This is a genomic window from Sphingobium sp. RSMS, assembly GCF_005406185.4.
Lineage (GTDB): Bacteria > Pseudomonadota > Alphaproteobacteria > Sphingomonadales > Sphingomonadaceae > Sphingobium > Sphingobium fuliginis.
The window spans coordinates 3,615,166-3,634,358 of record NZ_CM191257.1 but is presented as its reverse complement, the minus strand read 5'-3'; the positions used below and the strand labels follow the sequence as shown (position 1 = coordinate 3,634,358).

Annotated in this window: 22 protein-coding genes; 16 read left to right on the top strand and 6 right to left on the bottom strand. The window is 66.3% G+C overall.

The window, feature by feature from the left end; translation table 11 throughout:
• The first annotated feature begins 6 nt into the window (after positions 1–6).
• Positions 7–654, top strand: coding sequence for a ribosome biogenesis GTP-binding protein YihA/YsxC (yihA, locus tag EGM87_RS17690; RefSeq protein ID WP_025551804.1), 648 nt, complete (start codon positions 7–9; stop codon positions 652–654).
• Positions 655–664: 10 nt separating this feature from the next.
• Positions 665–1,087: a GFA family protein gene (locus EGM87_RS17685; protein WP_137709428.1), complete on the top strand. Its 423-nt coding sequence runs from the start codon at positions 665–667 to the stop codon at positions 1,085–1,087.
• A 34-nt stretch (positions 1,088–1,121) separates the two neighbouring features.
• On the opposite strand, the gene EGM87_RS17680 is transcribed toward EGM87_RS17685, so the two are convergent.
• Positions 1,122–1,676 (bottom strand): 2'-5' RNA ligase family protein, encoded by a 555-nt coding sequence (locus tag EGM87_RS17680; RefSeq protein ID WP_137709429.1) that lies wholly within the window; start codon positions 1,674–1,676, stop codon positions 1,122–1,124.
• Between the two features lie 128 nt (positions 1,677–1,804).
• Between EGM87_RS17680 and EGM87_RS17675 the strand changes: the two genes are divergently transcribed.
• From EGM87_RS17675 to EGM87_RS17660, 4 genes are read left to right on the top strand one after another with little or no spacing between them, the layout of a single operon-like run.
• Positions 1,805–2,239, top strand: coding sequence for a pyridoxamine 5'-phosphate oxidase family protein (locus EGM87_RS17675; protein WP_410483119.1), 435 nt, complete (start codon positions 1,805–1,807; stop codon positions 2,237–2,239).
• Positions 2,240–2,286: 47 nt separating this feature from the next.
• Positions 2,287–2,694, top strand: a complete 408-nt coding sequence (locus EGM87_RS17670; RefSeq protein ID WP_137709430.1) for a DoxX family protein — start codon at positions 2,287–2,289, stop codon at positions 2,692–2,694.
• A gap of 52 nt (positions 2,695–2,746) precedes the next feature.
• The gene (locus EGM87_RS17665; RefSeq protein ID WP_137709431.1) at positions 2,747–4,795 is read left to right on the top strand and encodes a carbon starvation CstA family protein; all 2,049 of its coding nucleotides are present in this window, start codon (positions 2,747–2,749) and stop codon (positions 4,793–4,795) included.
• Positions 4,792–4,977, top strand: coding sequence for a YbdD/YjiX family protein (locus EGM87_RS17660; RefSeq protein ID WP_137709432.1), 186 nt, complete (start codon positions 4,792–4,794; stop codon positions 4,975–4,977). Before EGM87_RS17665 ends, EGM87_RS17660 begins: the two co-directional genes overlap by 4 nt.
• Positions 4,978–5,180: 203 nt before the next feature.
• Here the strand turns inward: EGM87_RS17660 and EGM87_RS17655 are convergent, their stop codons facing one another.
• Both EGM87_RS17655 and EGM87_RS17650 read right to left on the bottom strand, forming a co-directional pair.
• Positions 5,181–6,098, bottom strand: a complete 918-nt coding sequence (locus EGM87_RS17655) for an XdhC family protein (RefSeq protein WP_137709433.1) — start codon at positions 6,096–6,098, stop codon at positions 5,181–5,183.
• Positions 6,099–6,209: 111 nt separating this feature from the next.
• The gene (locus tag EGM87_RS17650) at positions 6,210–6,881 is read right to left on the bottom strand and encodes a S24 family peptidase (protein ID WP_137709434.1); all 672 of its coding nucleotides are present in this window, start codon (positions 6,879–6,881) and stop codon (positions 6,210–6,212) included.
• 113 nt (positions 6,882–6,994) lie between these two features.
• Here EGM87_RS17650 and EGM87_RS17645 point away from each other — a divergent pair, with 113 nt between their 5' ends.
• Positions 6,995–7,180, top strand: a complete 186-nt coding sequence (locus tag EGM87_RS17645) for a hypothetical protein (protein ID WP_025549299.1) — start codon at positions 6,995–6,997, stop codon at positions 7,178–7,180.
• A complete protein-coding gene (locus EGM87_RS17640) occupies positions 7,177–7,545 on the top strand; it encodes a hypothetical protein (protein ID WP_044661512.1) in 369 nt (122 codons plus the stop codon). Before EGM87_RS17645 ends, EGM87_RS17640 begins: the two co-directional genes overlap by 4 nt.
• Before the next feature lie 46 nt (positions 7,546–7,591).
• Here EGM87_RS17640 and EGM87_RS17635 read toward each other — a convergent pair whose 3' ends face one another.
• Both EGM87_RS17635 and EGM87_RS17630 read right to left on the bottom strand, forming a co-directional pair.
• Entirely contained in the window at positions 7,592–8,449 is an 858-nt protein-coding gene (locus EGM87_RS17635) for a hypothetical protein (RefSeq protein ID WP_137709714.1), read from the bottom strand.
• A 5-nt stretch (positions 8,450–8,454) separates the two neighbouring features.
• Positions 8,455–9,681, bottom strand: coding sequence for a TIGR04063 family PEP-CTERM/XrtA system glycosyltransferase (locus EGM87_RS17630; RefSeq protein WP_137709435.1), 1,227 nt, complete (start codon positions 9,679–9,681; stop codon positions 8,455–8,457).
• 180 nt (positions 9,682–9,861) lie between these two features.
• Here EGM87_RS17630 and EGM87_RS17625 point away from each other — a divergent pair, with 180 nt between their 5' ends.
• The 6 genes from EGM87_RS17625 to EGM87_RS17600 all read left to right on the top strand — a co-directional run bounded on the left by EGM87_RS17625 (position 9,862) and on the right by EGM87_RS17600 (position 14,899).
• Positions 9,862–9,990, top strand: a complete 129-nt coding sequence (locus EGM87_RS17625) for a hypothetical protein (RefSeq protein ID WP_255308758.1) — start codon at positions 9,862–9,864, stop codon at positions 9,988–9,990.
• Entirely contained in the window at positions 9,983–11,344 is a 1,362-nt protein-coding gene (locus EGM87_RS17620) for a putative O-glycosylation ligase, exosortase A system-associated (protein WP_137709436.1), read from the top strand. Before EGM87_RS17625 ends, EGM87_RS17620 begins: the two co-directional genes overlap by 8 nt.
• Positions 11,341–12,033, top strand: coding sequence for a hypothetical protein (locus EGM87_RS17615; protein ID WP_137709437.1), 693 nt, complete (start codon positions 11,341–11,343; stop codon positions 12,031–12,033). The genes EGM87_RS17620 and EGM87_RS17615 overlap by 4 nt, the downstream gene beginning before the upstream one ends.
• Positions 12,034–12,195: 162 nt before the next feature.
• Positions 12,196–13,203, top strand: coding sequence for a DNA topoisomerase IB (locus EGM87_RS17610; protein ID WP_048577055.1), 1,008 nt, complete (start codon positions 12,196–12,198; stop codon positions 13,201–13,203).
• 27 nt (positions 13,204–13,230) lie between these two features.
• Positions 13,231–14,409: a mechanosensitive ion channel family protein gene (locus EGM87_RS17605; RefSeq protein WP_044661506.1), complete on the top strand. Its 1,179-nt coding sequence runs from the start codon at positions 13,231–13,233 to the stop codon at positions 14,407–14,409.
• A 103-nt stretch (positions 14,410–14,512) separates the two neighbouring features.
• Positions 14,513–14,899: a hypothetical protein gene (locus EGM87_RS17600; RefSeq protein ID WP_137709438.1), complete on the top strand. Its 387-nt coding sequence runs from the start codon at positions 14,513–14,515 to the stop codon at positions 14,897–14,899.
• 41 nt (positions 14,900–14,940) lie between these two features.
• Here the strand turns inward: EGM87_RS17600 and dgcA are convergent, their stop codons facing one another.
• Positions 14,941–15,915: an N-acetyl-D-Glu racemase DgcA gene (gene dgcA, locus EGM87_RS17595; RefSeq protein ID WP_137709439.1), complete on the bottom strand. Its 975-nt coding sequence runs from the start codon at positions 15,913–15,915 to the stop codon at positions 14,941–14,943.
• 95 nt (positions 15,916–16,010) lie between these two features.
• Here dgcA and EGM87_RS17590 point away from each other — a divergent pair, with 95 nt between their 5' ends.
• Complete coding sequence (locus EGM87_RS17590; protein WP_137709440.1) at positions 16,011–17,297, top strand: class I SAM-dependent methyltransferase; 1,287 nt, start codon at positions 16,011–16,013, stop codon at positions 17,295–17,297.
• A 67-nt stretch (positions 17,298–17,364) separates the two neighbouring features.
• On the top strand, positions 17,365–19,152 hold the full coding sequence (locus tag EGM87_RS17585; protein ID WP_048577058.1) for an ABC transporter transmembrane domain-containing protein: 1,788 nt from the start codon (positions 17,365–17,367) through the stop codon (positions 19,150–19,152).
• Positions 19,153–19,193: the final 41 nt, after the last annotated feature.

The following is a 19,193-nucleotide window of genomic DNA, read 5'->3' as shown; positions in this document are numbered from 1 at the left end:
GGGGCGTTGACCGAACAGGAACAGGCTGAATTGATCGAGGAAGCGCGCAAGGTCTTTGCCGGCCCCATCGCCTTCCTCAAATCCGCGCCCGACCTCAAATTCCTGCCAGACATGGCGGTGAACGAGGTGGCATTTGCGGGGCGGTCCAATGTCGGCAAATCATCGTTGCTGAATGCGCTGACGAACCGCAACGGCCTTGCCCGCACGTCCAATACGCCGGGGCGGACGCAGGAGCTGAATTTCTTCGATGTGGGCGATCCATTGCGCTTCCGGCTGGTCGACATGCCGGGCTACGGCTATGCCCGCGCGCCCAAGGACATGGTGCGCAAATGGCGGTTCCTGGTGAACGACTATCTGCGCGGGCGGGCGAAGCTGAAGCGCACGCTGGTGCTGATCGACAGCCGCCACGGCATCAAGGATGTGGATACCGACATCCTCGACATGCTGGACGCTGCGGCGGTCAGCTATCGCATCGTCCTGACCAAGGCGGACAAGGTGAAGGCCAGCCATCTTGCGGAAGTCCACGAGGCCGTGGCCGAGGCGATCCGCAAACGGCCCGCCGCGCATCCGGACATCATCGCGACGTCGAGCGAAAAGGGCATGGGACTTCCCGAATTGCGCGCCGCCGTGCTGGAAAGCGTGACCCAAGGGTGAGGCCCGGCCAATGGTGAGGATCACCTGCCTCTGCGGTCGGATCGGCCTGACGATCGAGAAACGCCCGGCGTTCATCAATGCATGCAACTGCACGCTGTGCAGCAAAACGGGCGCGCACTGGGCCTATCTCCACCCCCGCGAGGTGCGTGTCGAGGGCGCCACGCAAAGCTATTGCCGGGAGGACAAGGACGATCCGGCAGCGGAGATCCAGTTTTGCGGTCGATGCGGATCGACCACCCATTTCACCCTATCCGCCAGCGCGGTATCCCGGTTCGGAAACGGCATGATGGGCGTCAACATGCGTCTGGCCGACGAACGCGATCTGGCGGGAATCGAACTGCGCTATCCTGACGGGCGGTCCTGGTCGGGCACGGGCGACTTCGGCTATGTGCGGGCGCCCCGGATCATCGGCAAGGACGCAAGTTCCGGCTGATCCCCGGCAGGCTTTCCTCGCGGGAGCCGAGCGGTTAAAAAAGGCTGTACTGCCCACTTCCTTTCAGAGTCCAGGTGGCCAGGGTCTCATGATGCGTGCGCCCGACATGGCTGCATATCAGCATGAACCGGTCGACATGCCAGCCAAAGCCATCGACCCGACGCTGTTCCGGCTGGCCGTCGCGATAGAACAGCGTCTGGTGCGGGCTGAAGCTCCAGCCGGGACGCAGCATCACCCCCGCGCCTTTCATGCCCGCCGCGATCTGCTTCTGAAGCGTACCGAGCAACGGCACGCTATGGGACGGACGCAGGGCGGCGGACCGGTTGCCGATGCTGAGCCGGTCCAGCCGCAGGTCGAACGGTTCCGCCATCACGCCCGTCCCGGCGCGCATCAGCGCCTTGATCACCGCATAGGGATATTCGACATAATCGCAGGTGATCGCCAGCGTCACATGCTGGTGATCCACGGCGATGCGCCGGGCGCCGCCGGCGATGGCCTCCGCGAAATGATCCGTCTGGCGGGCGATCAGCAATGTGGGCTTCAGGGCGAAGAACAGGCGGAAGAGGGTCTTGCCGGGCTGGTTTTCCATGACATTGCGCTCCATGCGAATCGGTCGATTATGTTCATGATATGTTCTTTTCTTTCCCAAGGCGAATCCGGTGGAGCCGCCCCTGATTTCATGCGTTTGCGCGATAGGGGACAAGGAGAGTGACGATGATGCAATTGACGCTCGACAGTCTGGCGGAGAAGATGAAGGACATCGATTTCGCGATGCTGTCGACCCATGCCGACGGCGGCCAGATCGGCGCAAGGCCGATGAGCAACAACCAGGATGTCGCCTATGGCGGCGACAGCTTTTATTTCACCACGGAAGACACGCTGATGGTAAAGGACATCGAACGCGATCCGCGCGTCGGCCTGTCCTTTCAGGGGCGTACCGGGTTGCTGAAGCAGAACCCGCTGTTCATCGCCGTGGAGGGCCGCGCCGACCTGATCCGCGATCGCGATGCGTTCCGCGCGCATTGGAACAGCCAGTTGCAGGACTGGTTCGAGGAAGGGCCGGACACGCCCGGCCTTGTCATGATAAAGGTCCATGCGCAGCGCGCCCATATCTGGGACGGCGAGAATGAGGCTGAACTGGAGCTTGGATGATTCGCGACGGCGCGAGGCCGCACGGCAGAGGGAGACGGGTCGCGCAAATGGTCCTGGCCTTGGCTTTTGGCCTGGCCGGAACCCTGCACCTGACCCGGCCCGGCGGCTTCGTCGCGATCACGCCTGACTGGGTTCCCGCACCCCATATGACGATCGCGCTGACCGGCGTGGCCGAGATCGCCGGCGCCATCGGCCTGATGCTGACGCCGCTGCGCAGGGCGGCAGGCATGGGTCTCGCGCTCTACGCCCTGTGCGTGTGGCCCGCCAATTTCCACCATGCCCTGAACGACATTCCGCTGGGCGGCGTGCATCTGAGCTGGTGGTATCACGGACCGCGCCTGGCTGCGCAGCCGGTGATCATATGGTGGGCGCTCTGGGCAGGCGGAGTAACGGACTGGCCGTTCAAACGGCAGCGGGCGCGCAGTCCGGTTTCCGGACAAGATGATTGTCTTTGAAGATTGCGGCTCTACTGTGCGCACTTTCCAACGAACAAGCGATCAGAGAGCGATGACCCGGCATATTCCCTGGATAATGATAGCGATTATGGGCGCGGTGGCGCTGTCGGTGGTGGCTGTATCCCGCGGCGAGGCGGTCAATGCGCTGTGGATCGTGGTGGCGGCGGTCAGCAGCTTCCTCGTCGCCTATCGCTATTATGGGCTCTACATCGCGCGAAATGTGATGCGGCTCGACCCGTCGCGGCCCACGCCCGCGATCCGGCGGGCCGATGGCCTCGACTATGTGGCGACCGACCGGACGGTGCTGTTCGGGCATCATTTCGCCGCCATTGCGGGCGCGGGCCCGCTGGTGGGACCGGTGCTGGCGGCGCAGATGGGCTATCTGCCCGGAACGCTCTGGATCATTGCGGGCGTGGTGCTGGCGGGCGCGGTGCAGGACTTCATGGTCCTCTTCATCTCCATGCGCCGCGACGGCAAGTCGCTGGGCGAGCTGATCCGCATGGAAATGGGGCAGGTTGCCGGGACCATCGCACTGTTCGGCGCCTTCATGATCATGGTCATCATCCTCGCCGTGCTGGCGCTGATCGTGGTGAAGGCGCTGGCGGAAAGCCCCTGGGGCATGTTCACCGTGGCGGCGACGGTGCCGCTGGCGATGGCCATGGGCGCCTATACGCGCTGGATCAGACCGGGGCGCATCGGTGAAGTGTCGCTGCTGGGACTGGTCGGGCTGCTCGCCGCCATCGTCTATGGGCAGAACATCGCCGCTTCGCCGGTCTGGGGGCCGGCCTTCACCTTCACGCCGGTGCAGCTTTGCTGGATCTTGATCGGCTATGGCGCGGTAGCGTCGGTATTGCCGGTGTGGCTGTTGCTGGCGCCGCGCGATTATCTGTCGACCTTCCTCAAGATCGGGGCGATCGCAGCGCTGGCGATCGGCATCGTCATCATGGCGCCGCCGCTCAAAATGCATGCCGTGACCCAGTTCGTGAACGGCAACGGGCCGGTCTGGTCGGGCGGATTGTTCCCTTTCCTGTTCATCACCATCGCCTGCGGGGCGGTTTCGGGCTTCCATGCCCTGATCGCCAGCGGCACCACGCCCAAGCTGATCGCGAGCGAAGCCCATGCGCCGATGATCGGCTATGGCGCGATGCTGATGGAGGCGTTCGTGGCGATCATGGCGCTGGTGGGCGCGTCGATCCTCGATCCGGGCATCTATTTCACGATGAACAGCCCCGCGGCGGTGATCGGCAAGGACGCGGCCAGCGCGGCGGCGGCGGTGACGGCCATGGGCTTCCCCATCTCGCCCGATCTGATCCTGCAGACCGCGAAGGATGTGGGCGAGCACAGCATCATCTCCCGCGCGGGCGGGGCGCCGACGCTGGCGGTGGCGATGGCGGAGATATTCTCCCATATCATGGGCGGGCCGGCGATGAAGGCCTTCTGGTATCATTTCGCGATCCTGTTCGAGGCATTGTTCATCCTGACAGCCGTGGATGCGGGGACGCGCGCCGGACGCTTCATGTTGCAGGATCTGATCGCGCTGGCGGTGCCCGCCTTCAAGGACAGCAAGAGCATGGCTCCCGGGGTCGTCGCAACGGCGCTGACCGTCGCGGCCTGGGGCTTCTTCCTCTATCAGGGCGTGACCGATCCGCTGGGCGGGGTGAACACGCTCTGGCCGGTGTTCGGCATTTCCAACCAGATGCTGGCGGCCATCGCACTGATGCTGGGAACGGCGGTGCTGTTCCGGATGAAGCGGGACCGCTTCGCCTGGGTGACGCTGATCCCGACCGCCTGGCTGCTGATCTGCACCCTGTCGGCGGGCTTCCTCAAGCTGTTTTCGGCCGATGCGAAGGTCGGTTTCCTGGCGCATGCCGCCCGGTTCAGCGCCGCGGCGGGCGAGGGAGAGGTGCTGGCCCCCGCCAAGTCGATGGCGGAGATGCGGCAGATCATCTTCAACGACCGGATCGACGCGGCGCTGGTCGCGGTCTTCCTGTTCGTGGTGTTGGCGGTGCTGCTGTTCACCATCCGCACCTGCCTCGCCGCGCGGAAGGTGGCGGCGCCGACCGCACGGGAAATTCCGGCGCAACTGGTCCCGGCGGAATGAGCATCTTCCTCCACCGGCTGCGGCAGATGGCGCATATGATGGTCGGGGTGCCGGATTATGACGCCTATCTGCGCCATATGCGGGCGCATCATCCCGAGCGTGCGCCGATGGACCGGACAGCCTTCTTCCGGGAGCGGCAGGAGGCACGCTATGGGGGCAGAAATGGGGGGAAGTGCTGCTAGGGCTGGCCGCCCTCCCCTTCGTCGATGGGGAGGCTTGGCTTAGAGCCAATCGACATTCAGCCCTGACGGCCTGCAAATGACGCTTTTCCGTGCTTCCGGTGCTCACCTACTTTGAGTAGGCTGCGCGCCGGGTCACGGAAAACCACCATTTTACCTTCGGTGGTCTTCGGCTCGGCTCGTCATCATCTGAATGTCGATTGGCTCTAGCGCTTGGCGTTGAAGCCCGCGACCATGCCCGCGGCGATGGAGAGGGCGATTTCCGCCGCGCCTATCGCTCCTATGTCAAGGCCAGCGGGGCCGTCTATGCGCGCCAGTTCTTCCGCCGAAAAGCCCAGAGCAGCCAGCCGTTCTAACCGCGCCGCATGGCTTTTGCGCGATCCCAGCGCGGCGATGTAGCCCGTCGGCCCACGCAGCGCCGCCGCCAAGGCGGGATCATCGATCTTGATGTCGTGGCTGAGCGTCACGACCGCGGTGGATTCGCCGGGAAAACGGGCCGCAACCGCTTCGTCCGGCCAGCGGTCGTCCAGTTCGACGCCAGGGAAGCGCTCCTCCGTCAGGAAACGGCCGCGGGGATCGATGACGACGGGAGTGACGCCGATTGCCCGCGCCAGTGCGCTAAGCGACTGGGCGATCTGCACAGCACCGACGATCAGCAATCTGCGGGGCGGATCGTAGCGGTTGTGGAACTGCCCCTCCCCCGTCCCTTCCCGCGTGAGGCCGGTCGCAAGATCCGTCGACAGGGTGAGCGCCCTGCCCTTCTCGCTTTCCGCCGCGATCCGCTCGAACAATGCGGGGTCGAAGCCTTCCGGGCTGACCGGCTGGACCAGCACGCTGATTTCCCCGCCGCAGGGCAGGCCTACCGCCCAGGCGTCGCCATCGGCCACGCCATAGGTTTCCAGATTCGCCGGCCGTCCCCCGATCACCTCCGCCGCGCGCTGGAGCACGTCGGTCTCGACGCATCCGCCGGATATGCTGCCTTCGAACCGGCCGTCCTCATGCACGATCATATGGCTGCCGCGCGGCCGGGGCGCGGAGCCCCATGTCGACACCACCGTCGCCAGCGCCAGCCGCGCCCCACGCCATTCGGTGGCCTTGCGGATGACCGCGCCATTGTCGTTCAACAGCCTGCCTCCCAGAGCGATTTCCAGCAATCGAACCGATCGCTGGTCAAGAAATCGCGGACAATAAAGAGATTATAGCGGCGATCTGATTCAATCACATCGAAACCCGCTCTAAACCAGCCGTCTTCCTGTCCATACCACCCGACCCACGATCACGACCAGCGCTGGATCGATGTCGATCCAGTCGGGATAATGGGGATTGTCGCTGAGCACGGAGAAAAAACCCCTGCGCGGCCCCATGGCCACGCGCTTCACCATGAGCACCCCGTCGAGCCGCAGCACATAGACGCCGTCGCGCAGCCGCGCCGCATCATCGTCATGATTGACCATGATCTCATCGCCATCGCTGAGCGTGGGAGCCATGGATTCGCCATCGACGCGGATGATCGATATTTTCTGCGGCCGAACGCCCAGATGACGCAGCCAGTTGGCGTCGAAGGCCATCAGGCCGGCCGCCCGCTCATCCTCGTCCAGCGAACCCGGCCCAGCCGAAGCGCCCAGCGAAAGCCGCGGCACGCTGACCACCGAAGGCAGCGACCGCACCCTGACCGGCGGGGTTCCGCGCGGGACCGACCCGCCCAGCATTTCCTCCGCCACGCCGAAATAGCGGGCCAATATGCGCCGGTCCTCCTCATCCAGCTTCCGCGGCGTGCCCCTTTTAATGAACTGCTGGATATAGGCGGGATTGCGGTTCAGCAGGCGCGAAAGATCGGAATAGCTGTCGCCCCGCTCGGCAATCAGCCGCTCCAGCACCATGCGCGGATCTTCTCCAATACCGACCATATCTCATCCATTACTGATAGGAATTTTCCTAGACAAGTAGGAAATTAGGCAACATGAAAATCACCTGAGGGATTCGCGCAGGCGGATCGAATCGACAGAGGAGAAGCGGGACTATGCTGTTGCGAGAGGTCGAAAAATTTCTGCGGGAAAACGGCATTCCCGCGACCCGGTTCGGCCGCGAGAGCGTGCGCGATCCCCGGCTGGTCTTCGACCTGCGCAGGGGCCGCGAACCCGGGATGAGAATGAAGAGGCGAGTAGAACATTTCATGAACACATATCGCAGGAGCATGGGCGAATGACAAGCATCCACGTGAACGCTCCCATCCGGAATCTGCTCCAAAATGAAGGTGCGGCGAAAGCGCGCGACCCCCTGCCCCGTCTGCTGTCGCAACTGATCGCGCGGGCGGGTGGAACCGTCATGGTGGAGCGCGCCGTCAGCCGTCCCTGGGCGAGCGCGCTGTTCCAGGGGCGGCGCCATGTCGTCGCGCTGACCCTCGCCGGGCCCGATGCGGCCGAGCGGCGCGCAGCCTTCGTCCAGGGAATCGAGGAAGCGGAATGGAGCCTGTCCGGCCATTTCGTCGCGGACATCAGCATCGACTGCCGCCGTCCGGTGCCGGGCGGCGAGTGGGTCGAATTGTCGGCGCTCACCATAGAGGACTGGTGAGAGCCATCAAGGGAGAGCGCCCTTCAGCGCGCTCTCGCCTGCCGGTTCAGCGGGCGCGGCCGGCCATGGTCCGCAAAGTCCCCAGAGCGGCGCGCAGGGCTTCATCGACGCCCTGCTCCACCTTATCGCGCACGGGCACGGCGGCTTCGACCGGCATGTCGGCCAGAACGGAGGCGGGCCGGCCCATGCGTTTGCGCTGGGCAAGACCCTGTTCCAGCCTTTGGGTCAGCTCCGCCAATGAAAGATGCGCGATGGGGGCAGGCGCGGGAGCGGTCTCGGGCTGCGCCGGCTGCGTGATCTCCTGAGGGTCGGCATCGACGGTCTCCGGCGAAAACGCGCGCTGCAGGCGTGCGAAGGCCGTTTCCTCCGTCATCTTGTCCGGCATGCCGGGAATGGAAAGGCTGCCCGGCGCGGTGATGGGCGCCTCGACAGCGGCTTCCGCCTCCCCATCTTCGCGTCCGGGTGCGGTGCGGGCGAAAATGTCGAGGCCGCCAAAGTCGCGGCTGGCGAAGATCGGCGGACGCGCGGGGGCATCGGGATGGGCGTCGGCACGGCGCAGCGCCGGACCCGACCTGCTCCGGTCACGCGACAGCCAGTTCAGCTTCGACAATGCAAAACCCATTTCACTCACTCCTGCGGCGCCGTTCCCGCGCCCTTGCTTGTCATGCGTCAGCAGAGCGACGCGCTTTTCCCTTTGCCCCGCCCAGATCAGGCCCAAGACCATCGCCGCGCCGAAACCCGCCAGCAGCAGCCGGGCCTTCAGCCCCAGCGGCGGCGCGGCGGCCGGAATGGCTTCGCTAAGGCCACTCGACGCCACGACCGTTTCGACCAGCCCTGTGGGCAGCGAGAAGAGGAGCAGCCCGGGCCCGAGCGCGCCCGAAAGCGCCTTCAGCAGCCCAGGCATTCTTCTCACGCCGCCGCCCGCGCCCCTTCAGGGCGCGCCAGCAATTGCCGATAGACGGGTTCGTAGCGAAGAATGTTTGACGACCAGTTACGCTCCCGCTCCACAAAGGCGCGCGCCGCCGCGCGCCGCTCTTCCCAGAAGCCGCGATCCGCGAACATCCCCGCCAGCGCGGCGGCAAGGGCGGGCGGATCGTCAGGCGCGAACAGCGTGCCGGTGACGCCATGTTCGATCAGTTCGCGATGGCCGCCGACGCTGGACGCGGCGACCAGCCGGCCCTGCGCCATGGCCTCCAGCGGCTTCAACGGCGTCACCAGATCGGTGAGGCGCATCGACTTGCGCGGATAGGCGAGGATGTCGACCTGCGCATAATAATCCTCGACCTGATCGTGCGGCACGCGGCCAACGAAGACGATATGGTCGGCAAAGGGCGAGGCCATGGCCCGGTCGCGCAACGCCTGCTCGCACGGGCCGCCGCCGACCAGCAGCAGCTTCGCCTTCGGGCGGGCGCGCACGAGTTTCGGCAGGCCGGCGATCAGGTCGTCCAGCCCCTCATAATCGTAGAAGCTGCCGATGAAGCCGACGACGTCGGCGCCCTCCAGCCCCAGTTGCGCGGTCAGCGCGGGGTCGCGGGGAACGGGCGTGCCGAACTGGTCCATGTCGACGCCATTGGGCGAGACGATGATCTTGGCCGCGTCGATTCCCCGCGCCACCAGATCGCCGCGCAGGCCTTCGCAGATCACGGCAACCGCATCGGCGGCGCGGACGGCATGGGTTTCCAGTTGCCGTGTCAGCCAGTAGCGCGGACTGCCCTCCGTCCCGGTGCCGTTGCCGACCGCCGCATCCTCCCAGAAGGCGCGAATCTCGTAGATCATGGGGATAGCGTGACGCTTCGCCACTTTCTGCGCGGCGATGGCGTTCAGCACCGGCGAGTGGGCGTGGATGATGTCGGGCCGCCACCGGCGCACCAGCGATTCGATGGCGTCGGCATGAGCGGAAATGTCGCGCCATTCCCGCAGCAACGCATGGCCGCCGGTCGATTCGCCGGGCGTGCGGTGGAAATGCAGGCCGTCGACCACCTCCTCCAGCGGCCCCGGCGCGGCATGGCGATGACCGGTGATGCCGCGCACCTCCCAGCCCTTCGCCAATTGCGCCCGCAGGATCGCGCGGGTGCGGAAAGTGTATCCGCTGTGCATCGGCAGGCTGTGGTCCAGCACATGGAGAATCCGTGTCATGGCGACGAGTCTTGCCGAAAAAGGTTTAACGGGCCGTCAACTCTGTTGGGTTAGGGGTGGGAGGGTTCGGGCTTCAGTACAACATGCTCCTGCGAAGGCAGGAGCCTAAGTCCTGCCGTCCGGACTGGGCTTCTGCCTTCGCAGGAGCATGTTGGAAGTGACGGATAGCTCAAGCACGCGATGATCGACGCCCTTTCCCTTCTCATCAGCCATGGCGTCATTCTGCTGGCGGCTTGGCGCCTGCTGTCGCGGCCCGACCTGGATCGCGATCCCCCCTCCGGCCTGGAGGCGGAGAGCGGCGATGCGTGACCTGTTCTTCGTCGCCTTCCTTGGCGCCTTCTTCCTTACAGGCTTGCGACGACCATTCCTGCTGATCGCCGTCTATGCCTATATCGACATCGTATCGCCCCAGCGCCTCTCCTATTTCCTGCTGAACAGCGTCCCCATCTCCTTCATCGCCTTCGTGGCAGCGGTGGGATCGTGGATATTGGTCGACGACAAGAAGGATTGCCGCCTGTCTGCGCGGCAGGCGATCCTGCTGCTGTTGTTAGTCTGGTGCGGCTATACCACGGCGACGGCGGACTTTCCGATCAACGCCGCGACCAAATGGGGCTGGGTGTGGAAGGCGATGCTGTTCGCCATTTTCCTGCCCGTCACCCTGCGCACCCGCCTGCGGATCGAGGCATTGGCCCTGTTCATGGTGCTCTGCGCCAGCACGATCATCATCAACGGCGGCATGAAGACGGCGCTGTCGGGGGGCGGCTATGGCGTGCTGAACCTGATGGTCGACAACAATAGCGGCCTTTATGAAGGCAGCATCATTTCGACCGTCGCCATTTCGCTGATCCCGCTGATCCTCTGGCTGTCGCAACATGGCACCGTCTTTCCGCCCGACTGGCGGGTCAGGCTGTTCGCCTATGCGCTCTGTTTCGCCTGCCTTCTGATGCCCATCGGCACGGAGGCGCGCACGGGCCTTGTCTGCATAGCCGTGCTGGCGGGGCTGATGCTGATGCGGTCGAAGCGGCGGTTCCTCTACGGCCCGCTGATGGCGCTGGCGGCGCTGGCGACCATCCCCTTCCTGCCGGCCAGCTTCACGCAGCGCATGTCGACCATAGAGAATCACAGCCAGGACGAAAGCGCCTCCACCCGGCTGGCCGTGTGGAAATGGACGCTGGACTATGTGGGCGAGCATCCGGGCGGCGGCGGTTTCGACAATTATCTGCAGAACAGGTTCACCTATGTCATGCAGGAGCGGGTGATCGACGCCGCCGGATCGCGCATGGAAAAGCGCATCGTCACCGACCATGGCCGCGCCTATCACAGCGCCTATTTCGAAATGCTGGGGGAACAGGGCTATTTCGGCTTCTTCCTGTGGGCGCTGCTGCACCTCATCTGCTTCATCCGGACGGAGGCGATCCGGCGCATGTACCGGAACCGGGAAGGCGATGAAGCCTGGGTGTCGCCCTTCGCGCTCGCCCTGCAACAGGGCCATGTCATCTATATGGTGGGATCGCTGTTCGTGGGCATCGCCTATCAGCCCTTCATCTTCATGATGCTGTCCTTGCAGATCGGCCTCGACACCTATTTGACCCGGAAGCGCAAGTTGGCCGCGCGCCAGCCGTTATTTCCCGCAACACCCGTCGCGCAAGGGAGCGCCGCATGAAGGGCGAGTTGAAGATATTGGGCGCGGCCCACGGCCTGCTGCTGGGGCTGGTGCTCGCCGCGCCGCTGATTGCGCCGGCGCTGCTGCCATGGGGCGCCGAAGCGCTGTTCATCATCGCCGCCTTCCAGTTGCGGCTGGCCGACCGGCGCTGGGAGACCCGCGCGGGGTTGCAGGGGTGGATCAGCCACATCCGCATGGCGCCGTTTCGACTGGTGCCCTGGGCCGGGACGGCGGTCGTGGCGCTGATCGCGGGACCGGAGCAGGCCCGGCTCGCCACCGCAATCCTCACCGCCGTCGCCATGGGCGAATTGCTGATCTATCCGGTCATCGCCCATCTGCTGGGCCGACTGCCGCGTCGGGGCCTGACGGGAGCGATCCTGCTGCTGCTGATCGGCTGCGGCCTGGCGGAACAGGGGCAGACGGCGCGATTCGCCATGGCCTTTGCGCTTGGCATCGGCGGGTGCGTGTTCTGGATGCGCGGCCCGGATGGGGAACCGGGCGCGACCCTGATGGCGCTGGGCGGAACGATCGTCGCGACGGCGGTTGCCCTGCTGGCGCCAATGGCGCAGGCGGTGGCGATCCCCGCCGCCATCCTGTGCCTGACGCTGACCCTTGCCCATCTGTCGGTGATGCGCCGGCATCCGCAGCACTGGCAACTGTCCGGCGGCATGCGATTCAAGCGGCTTTAGCGAGCGGCGCCGGAAGGCGCGCCGGTAAGGGGGTGACGGATCGATTGGCCCATTCAGCGAATCGTGGGCGGAGCGCCGCGATTGGACCGTTCGCCCTCCACCGGTTCCCTCTGGGCAGCCCGTCGCGGAACGAAGCGATTGGCGGCGGGTTGAGGAAAAACCATGCCGCCCGATTCCCTCGTCCATGCCAATGACAGCCTGCCGGGCATCACGCGCCGGGCCATGAAAAGGGGATGGGCCTATTTCGACGCCAGCGGCGCGCGCATCACCGACCGGGAAGAGATCGACCGGCTGAACGCCATCGCCATGCCGCCCGCCTATCGCGACTGCTGGTTCTGTCCCCATCCGCACGGCCATATCCAGGCGACCGGCTATGACGACCGGGGCCGCAAGCAATATCGCTATCATCTCGATTTCCGCGCCGCGCGGGAGGCGGAGAAATATGCCGGCTGCCCCGCCTTCGGCCGCGCCCTGCCCAGGCTGCGCGCCCGGATCGAAGCCGACCTGTCCAGGCGCGGCCTGCGCAAGGAAAAGACGCTGGCCGCCGTCGTGCGCCTGCTCGACCTGGCCAAGGTGCGCGTCGGCAACGAGCAATATGCCGCCGCGAACAAGAGCTTCGGCGCGACCACGCTGCGCCGCCGCCATGTCGACCTGCGCGGACAGGCGCTGCGCCTGCGTTACCGGGCCAAGTCGGGGCGGGAGCATGAGTTGACCGTCACCGACCGCCGCCTCGTCCGCTTCGTTCGCGCCGTACAGGATTTGCCGGGACAGCATCTGTTCCAATATCTGGATGAGGAAGGCGTCGCCCGGCCCATCACCTCGGGCGACGTCAACGCCTATATAGCCGAAGCCATGGGCGGCGATTTCACCGCCAAGCATTTCCGCACCTGGGGCGCTTCCGTCATTGCCTTCGAAACGCTGGCGGCGGGCAGCGTGTCGCTCAAGCAGATGATCGAGCCGGTCGCCGCCGCGCTGGGCAACACCCCGGCGATCAGCCGCAAAAGCTATATCCACCCCGCGCTGATCGAGCTTTGCCGCAACGGACAGGATGCATGGCGACAGGGGCTTCGCCTGCCGCGCGCAACCCGCTATCTTTCCCGTTACGAACGCGGACTGATCGCTTTTCTGGAGGAGGCCGGCGGCTCGACCGCCCTTCCCCTGGCGGCCTGATCCGCATCCAGAACCGCAAGGATATTCATGGCCGCCAAGAAAGATACCGCCACCCTGCCGCAGATCGACGTCCGCCCGCCCAATCTGGCCGAGATGTGGCAGTCGACGGTCCACTGGTTCTCGCTCCACTATCTGCAGATCCTGATCGCCATCGGCGCGGCTGTGGCCATCTACAGCCTTTTGACGGCGCTGCGCAGCGTGGGCGGACGGTTGAAGGGGCATCCCGGCGACACTCTGGGCCTTGCCAACGTCGCCGGCCGCGCCTTTGCCCGCACCACCCATTTCTTCATGGCGATGGTCGCCGCACGGCTGGTGGTGAGCTATGCCCGGCCGCCGGAGATGGTGCTGAAGACCGTCGTCTTCCTCTTCACCATCGCCGCCGTCTTCCAATGCGCCATCTGGGCGCGGGAAATCATATTGGGTCTGGTGGAACGGCGCACCTCGGCGGACGAGAGCCAGAGCCTGGCCAACGCCATGGGCCTGATCCGCGTGCTCGTGACCTTCGCCCTGTTCGCCATCGCGCTGATCGTCGTGCTGGACAATCTGGGGGTGAACGTCACCGGCCTCGTCGCGGGCCTGGGCATCGGCGGCATCGCCATCGGCCTTGCGGCGCAGGGCATCTTTTCCGACCTGTTCGCCGCCTTGTCGATCATCTTCGACAAACCCTTCCGGCAGGGCGAGGTCATCACCTATGACCAGACCACCGCCCGCGTGGAGCGCATCGGCCTTAAGAGCACGCATCTGCGCGCGATGAGCGGCGAGAAGAAGGTCATCTCCAACGCCAACCTCCTCCAGAAGGAGATCACCAGCCTGCAGACGCTGGCGCAGCGGCGCGTGACCTTCGCCATCGGCATCATCTACCAGACGCCGGAGGACAAGGCCGACGCCATCCCCGCCATGCTGAAGGAGATCGTGGAGGCGGAGGGGCATATCTTCGTCAATGCGGGGCTGGTCAGCTTCGGCGCCAGTTCGCTCGACTATCAGCTCAATTTCGACGTGCCCGACCCCGACACCCATGATTATTTCCTCTCACGGCACCGCGTGGGCCTGGCCATCTGGAAGCGCTTCAATGCGGAGGGGATCGAATTCGCCTATCCAACGCAGACCAGCTTTACCGCCGCGCCCGACGGCCGGGCGATCATGCCCTATCCTGAGGTGCAGCCCGTGGTGCGTGTCGACCAGCCGGGGGGCAGCGCCCCCGCCTGACTCGCCTGATCGCATATCGGACTCGCCTTGCCTGCTCCCGCTTGCCCGGCGCATCGGCCGGAGTCAGGCGGGTGCAATGACGAACGGACATTTCGGAACAGCCATGAAATCCTTTTATTTGCTGGCCGCCGCTGCGCTCGCCTTCACCCCTGCCGCCCATGCCGAAGGGATCGGGGCCGAGGTAAATTACGGACGCGCGGACGGGCATTGGGGCACGGAAATCGGCGCTGGCTATGCGATGGATATTGCCGGCTTCAGCCTGACGCCGGGCGGCGGCGTCTATCTGCGCGATGGCGACACGAAGCTCTATGGGCGCGTCGAGGCGACTTACACCCTCCCCGCTTCCGCCACCATCGGCGCGGGCGTGCGCTTCAGCGGCGACAATATGCGGCCCTATGCGACGCTCGCCATGCCGCTGATCCCCAAGCTGCGCGCCAAGGCCAATGTGGGGCCGAAATATTATGTGGTGGGATTGACGCTGGGTTATTGAGGGTCGCCCCCCCCTCCTCCTTCGTCATGCTGGGAGATAACTTAATCCAAGCCCCATAGCCCGCCAGGCAGCAGCAGCCCGTCGCGCAGTTCCAGCCCCCCTTCCCGATCCTTCGCCAGCAGCAGCGCGCCATCCAGATCGATCCAGTCCGCCCCCTGCGCCACCAGCGCGGCCGGAGCCATGCCCAGCGACGTGCCCAGCATGCAGCCGACCATCACGCGGAATCCCCGCGCCCGCGCCTCTCGCGACAGGGCCAGCGCCTCGGTCAGCCCACCCGCCTTGTCGAGCTTGATGTTCACTGCGTCGAAATCCGCCAGCCGGTCGAGATCGGCCCGCGTATGACAGCTCTCGTCCGCGCAGAGCGGCAACGGCGACCTGATCCCCGCCAGCCGCTCTTCCCTGCCATGGAAGACCGGCTGTTCGACCATCTCCACGCCCAGTTCCGCCAGCGCCTGCGCCTGCGCCACAATGTCCAGATCATGCCAGCTTTCATTGGCGTCGACGATCAGCCGGACGTCCGGCGCGCCCGCCCGCACCGCCGCGATCCTCGCCCGGTCGCCCTCCCCGGTCAACTTGCATTTGAGCAGGCCGAAGCCGCGCCCCGCCGCGGCCCGCGCATCCGCCTCCATCTTCTCCGGATCGCCCAGGCTGATGGTGAAGGCGGTCGGCAGGGGCTTGGGCTCCTCCAGCCCCGCCAGCTTCCACACCGGCACCCCGGCGCGCTTCGCCTCCAAGTCCCAGAGCGCGCAGTCCAGCGCGTTGCGGGCGGCACCGCGCGGCATGGCGCTCAGCAGCGCCTCCCGCTCCAGCGGCCCGGCATAGGCGTCGATCGCCGCCGCGCAGCCTTCCGCCGTCTCGCCCTCATAATAGATCGCCGTGCCCTCGCCCCGGCCGACATGCGTGCCATCGCCCACCGTGCAGACCACGACATCCACCGACGTCTTTGCGCCCCGGCTGATGATGAAGGCCCCCGCGACCGGCCAACGTTCAACAGTCGCGGATATGATGCGTGTCATCGGCGTTCCCTGTGCTGGCGATATACGGGTCCAAGCGAACCGGCTATCCCGCCGCATAACCAGTCTCGACCCGCAGATAAAGGATAGGCGCACCCGTGACCTCCAGAGAATTGACCGGTTTCCTGTCCCTCGGCGAAGCCGATGCCGTGGCGGCCCGGCGCCGCCTGTCCGACATGATCTGGCGCGTCGGCTTCGGCGCGATCACCTGGCCCTGGCTGCTGGCCAGCCTGTCGGGCGGGCGCAAGGCGGACAAGCGCGCCCTGCTGGACGAGCTCGGCCTGCCCCATGACGCCCTGCCGCATCTGGGGAGCTGGAAGGCCGATGTCGGTTTCCTCCGCCATATCGTGCGGGAAATCGCCCGGTTGCGGCCCGCCCATGTGGTGGAACTGGGGGCGGGCGCATCGACGCTGATCGCCGCGCGTGCGCTGGCGCTGCACGGCGGGGGGCGGCTGACCAGCTTCGACCAGCATGACGGCTTCGTGCAGGCGACCCGCAACTGGCTGGCCGACCATGGGCTGACGGCCGATCTGCGCCACGCGCCGCTGGTTGCGGAAAGCGAGGACTGGCCGGGCCGCTGGTACGACATGGACAGCCTGCCCGACAGCATCGACCTGCTGATCATCGACGGTCCGCCCTGGGCGGTGCACCCGTTGGTGCGCGGCGCGGCGGACAGCCTGTTCGCGCGCCTGTCCCCAGGCGCGGTCGTGCTGCTGGACGACGCGGCCCGCCCCGGCGAGCGGCTCGTCGCCCGGCGCTGGCGCAAGCGCTGGCCGCATATCGACTTCCGCCTGAAGCATGACGGGACCAAGGGCACGCTGGTGGGCCGCCGCCGCGACACATCGATCCCCGTCGCCAATGACAATGATCATGGCCGGGCATGGCGTCATCTCGGCCGGGCGGCGGGCATCGCCGCGCTGGTCGCCACCGGCTGGATCGCGCGGGGCGAGCTGGGCGAATTTCCGCAGGCGGCGCAGGCCACCACCTTCCTGGACGAAGCCGCCGCATCGCACCGCACCGTGCTGCTGCGCCAGAGCATGGCGTCGCAGGTGGAAAGCGCCACGCTCAACCCTGGCGAGATACAGCGTTCGACCGGCATCGTCCTGCCGGCGCTACCGGCCCGGTGGCGCATCCATGACGTGCAGCTTTACCCGACGCCGGACAGCCCCGCCGTCGCCGTGTCGATCACCACGCCGGAGGGCGAGCAGCTCTCCTTCTTCGCGGACCGGGCCGAAACCCCGGCGGAGGCGAGGCCGCTGCTCGCGCGGCGCGCCGATGACGTCATCGCTTATTGGGAAGCGGGCGACATGGCCTATGCCCTGACCGGCCGTGCCGGACCGCAGCGCATCATGGCGCTGGCGGCGGAGATCGCGCCCGCCGGTTAGCCCCCGGTCGGATTTCGGAACCGGGAAATGTTCCCTTTCACGCAAAATCCCTTTAGAGCGCGGCGCCATGGAGGATGTGGACCAACCATCGCCGCGCGACAAGGCGCGCCCCCCACTCGGCAGCCTGGCGATGATCTGGCGCTTCGCCAGCCGCTATCCGGGCCGCATCGCCGGGGCGCTCGCCGCGCTGCTGATCTCGTCCGCCGCGACGCTGGCGATTCCCAGCGGGTTCCGGCTGGTCATCGACCGCGGCTTCATGGGCGGCGGCGACATCAGCCGCTGGTTCGAATATCTGTTCCTGATCGTGGTGGTCCTGGCATTGGCGACGGCCGCCCGCTTCTATTTCGTGTCCTGGCTGGGGGAGCGCGTCGTCGCTGACATCCGGTCGGCCACCCAGGCCAATCTGCTGCGGCAGGAACCCCGCTTCTTCGAGGAAAACCGCCCCTCCGAAATCGCGTCGCGCATGACCGCCGACACGGCCATCATCGACCAGGTGGTGGGATCGACCGTGTCGATCGCGCTGCGCAATGTGGTGACGGGCACCGGCGGCCTCATCTATCTTTTCGCGCTGGCGCCCAAGCTTGCCGGGCTGCTGCTGCTGGGCATTCCGGTCATATTGGTGGCGATCATCGGCCTTGGCCGCCGCGTGCGCGCCCTGTCGCGGGCAAGCCAGGACCGGCTGGCCGATGTCGGCAGCGTCACGTCGGAAACGCTGGGCGCGATGAAGATCGTGCAGGCCTTCGGTCAGGAAGGACGGGAAGCGGCGCGATTCGACAGCACGGTCGAGGCGGGTTTCGCCACGGCGCGCCGCCGGATCGCCCTGCGCGCGGCGATGACCGCCATCGTCATCGCACTGGTCTTCGGGTCGATCACGGCGGTCATGTGGCAGGGCGCGCTGGATGTCGCCGCCGGACGCCTGTCGGGCGGCAGCATCGCCGCCTTCGTGCTGACCGGCGGGCTTGTCGCAGGCGCGTTCGGCGCGTTGTCGGAGACCTGGGGCGACCTGCTGCGCGGAGCGGGCGCCGCTGGACGGCTGCATGAACTGATGAGCGCCGTGCCGCAGATAACCCCGCCGCCCCGTCCCGTCCCGGTGCCGCGAACCGAGCATGGCGCGCATCTCCAGTTCGAGGACGTGCATTTCCGCTATCCCACACGGCCCGACCAGGCGGCCCTGCATGGCATTTCCGTCGACATCGCGCCGGGCGAAACGGTCGCCATCGTCGGCCCTTCCGGCGCGGGGAAGTCCACCCTGATCCAGTTGGCGCTGCGCTTCTACGATCCGGATTCGGGCGTGATCCGCCTGAACGACGTGCCTCTGCCCCAGGCCGATCCGGCCGAGGTGCGCGGCATGATGGCCATGGTGCCGCAGGAAAGCATCATCTTCGCCGCCTCCGCGCGCGACAATCTTCGCTACGGGCGATGGGACGCCAGCGACGAGCAGATCTGGGCCGCAGCCCGCGCCGCCAATGCGGAGGGTTTCCTGCGCGCCCTGCCGCAGGGCCTTGACAGCTTTCTGGGCGAAGGCGGCGCGCGCCTTTCGGGCGGCCAGCGCCAGCGCCTGTCCATCGCCCGCGCCCTTCTGCGCGATGCGCCGATCCTGCTGCTGGACGAAGCGACCTCCGCCCTCGACGCCGAATCGGAACGGCTGGTGCAGGATGCCCTCGGCCGGCTGATGCAGGGCCGCACCACCATCGTCATCGCCCACCGGCTGGCCACGGTCAGGGCCGCCGACCGCATCCTCGTGCTGGACGAAGGGCGGCTGGTCGAACAGGGCGACCATGCCACGCTGATGCGGCAGAAGGGCCTCTATGCGCGGCTGGCCAACCTCCAGTTCCAGGATGTCGCCGCAGGCTGACGGCATGGACCGCCATGCCTCGCACGGGGACATGCGCCAAG

Coding starts and splice junctions, on each gene's coding strand:
- EGM87_RS17685 (WP_137709428.1), top strand. CDS start 665: ATGGTGAGGATCACCTGCCTCTGCGGTCGGATCGGCCTGACGATCGAG.
- EGM87_RS17680 (WP_137709429.1), bottom strand. CDS start 1,676: ATGGAAAACCAGCCCGGCAAGACCCTCTTCCGCCTGTTCTTCGCCCTG.
- EGM87_RS17675 (WP_410483119.1), top strand. CDS start 1,805: ATGCAATTGACGCTCGACAGTCTGGCGGAGAAGATGAAGGACATCGAT.
- EGM87_RS17670 (WP_137709430.1), top strand. CDS start 2,287: ATGGTCCTGGCCTTGGCTTTTGGCCTGGCCGGAACCCTGCACCTGACC.
- EGM87_RS17665 (WP_137709431.1), top strand. CDS start 2,747: ATGACCCGGCATATTCCCTGGATAATGATAGCGATTATGGGCGCGGTG.
- EGM87_RS17660 (WP_137709432.1), top strand. CDS start 4,792: ATGAGCATCTTCCTCCACCGGCTGCGGCAGATGGCGCATATGATGGTC.
- EGM87_RS17650 (WP_137709434.1), bottom strand. CDS start 6,881: ATGGTCGGTATTGGAGAAGATCCGCGCATGGTGCTGGAGCGGCTGATT.
- EGM87_RS17645 (WP_025549299.1), top strand. CDS start 6,995: ATGCTGTTGCGAGAGGTCGAAAAATTTCTGCGGGAAAACGGCATTCCC.
- EGM87_RS17640 (WP_044661512.1), top strand. CDS start 7,177: ATGACAAGCATCCACGTGAACGCTCCCATCCGGAATCTGCTCCAAAAT.
- EGM87_RS17635 (WP_137709714.1), bottom strand. CDS start 8,449: ATGCCTGGGCTGCTGAAGGCGCTTTCGGGCGCGCTCGGGCCCGGGCTG.
- EGM87_RS17630 (WP_137709435.1), bottom strand. CDS start 9,681: ATGACACGGATTCTCCATGTGCTGGACCACAGCCTGCCGATGCACAGC.
- EGM87_RS17625 (WP_255308758.1), top strand. CDS start 9,862: ATGATCGACGCCCTTTCCCTTCTCATCAGCCATGGCGTCATTCTGCTG.
- EGM87_RS17620 (WP_137709436.1), top strand. CDS start 9,983: ATGCGTGACCTGTTCTTCGTCGCCTTCCTTGGCGCCTTCTTCCTTACA.
- EGM87_RS17615 (WP_137709437.1), top strand. CDS start 11,341: ATGAAGGGCGAGTTGAAGATATTGGGCGCGGCCCACGGCCTGCTGCTG.
- EGM87_RS17610 (WP_048577055.1), top strand. CDS start 12,196: ATGCCGCCCGATTCCCTCGTCCATGCCAATGACAGCCTGCCGGGCATC.
- EGM87_RS17605 (WP_044661506.1), top strand. CDS start 13,231: ATGGCCGCCAAGAAAGATACCGCCACCCTGCCGCAGATCGACGTCCGC.
- EGM87_RS17600 (WP_137709438.1), top strand. CDS start 14,513: ATGAAATCCTTTTATTTGCTGGCCGCCGCTGCGCTCGCCTTCACCCCT.
- dgcA (WP_137709439.1), bottom strand. CDS start 15,915: ATGACACGCATCATATCCGCGACTGTTGAACGTTGGCCGGTCGCGGGG.
- EGM87_RS17585 (WP_048577058.1), top strand. CDS start 17,365: ATGGAGGATGTGGACCAACCATCGCCGCGCGACAAGGCGCGCCCCCCA.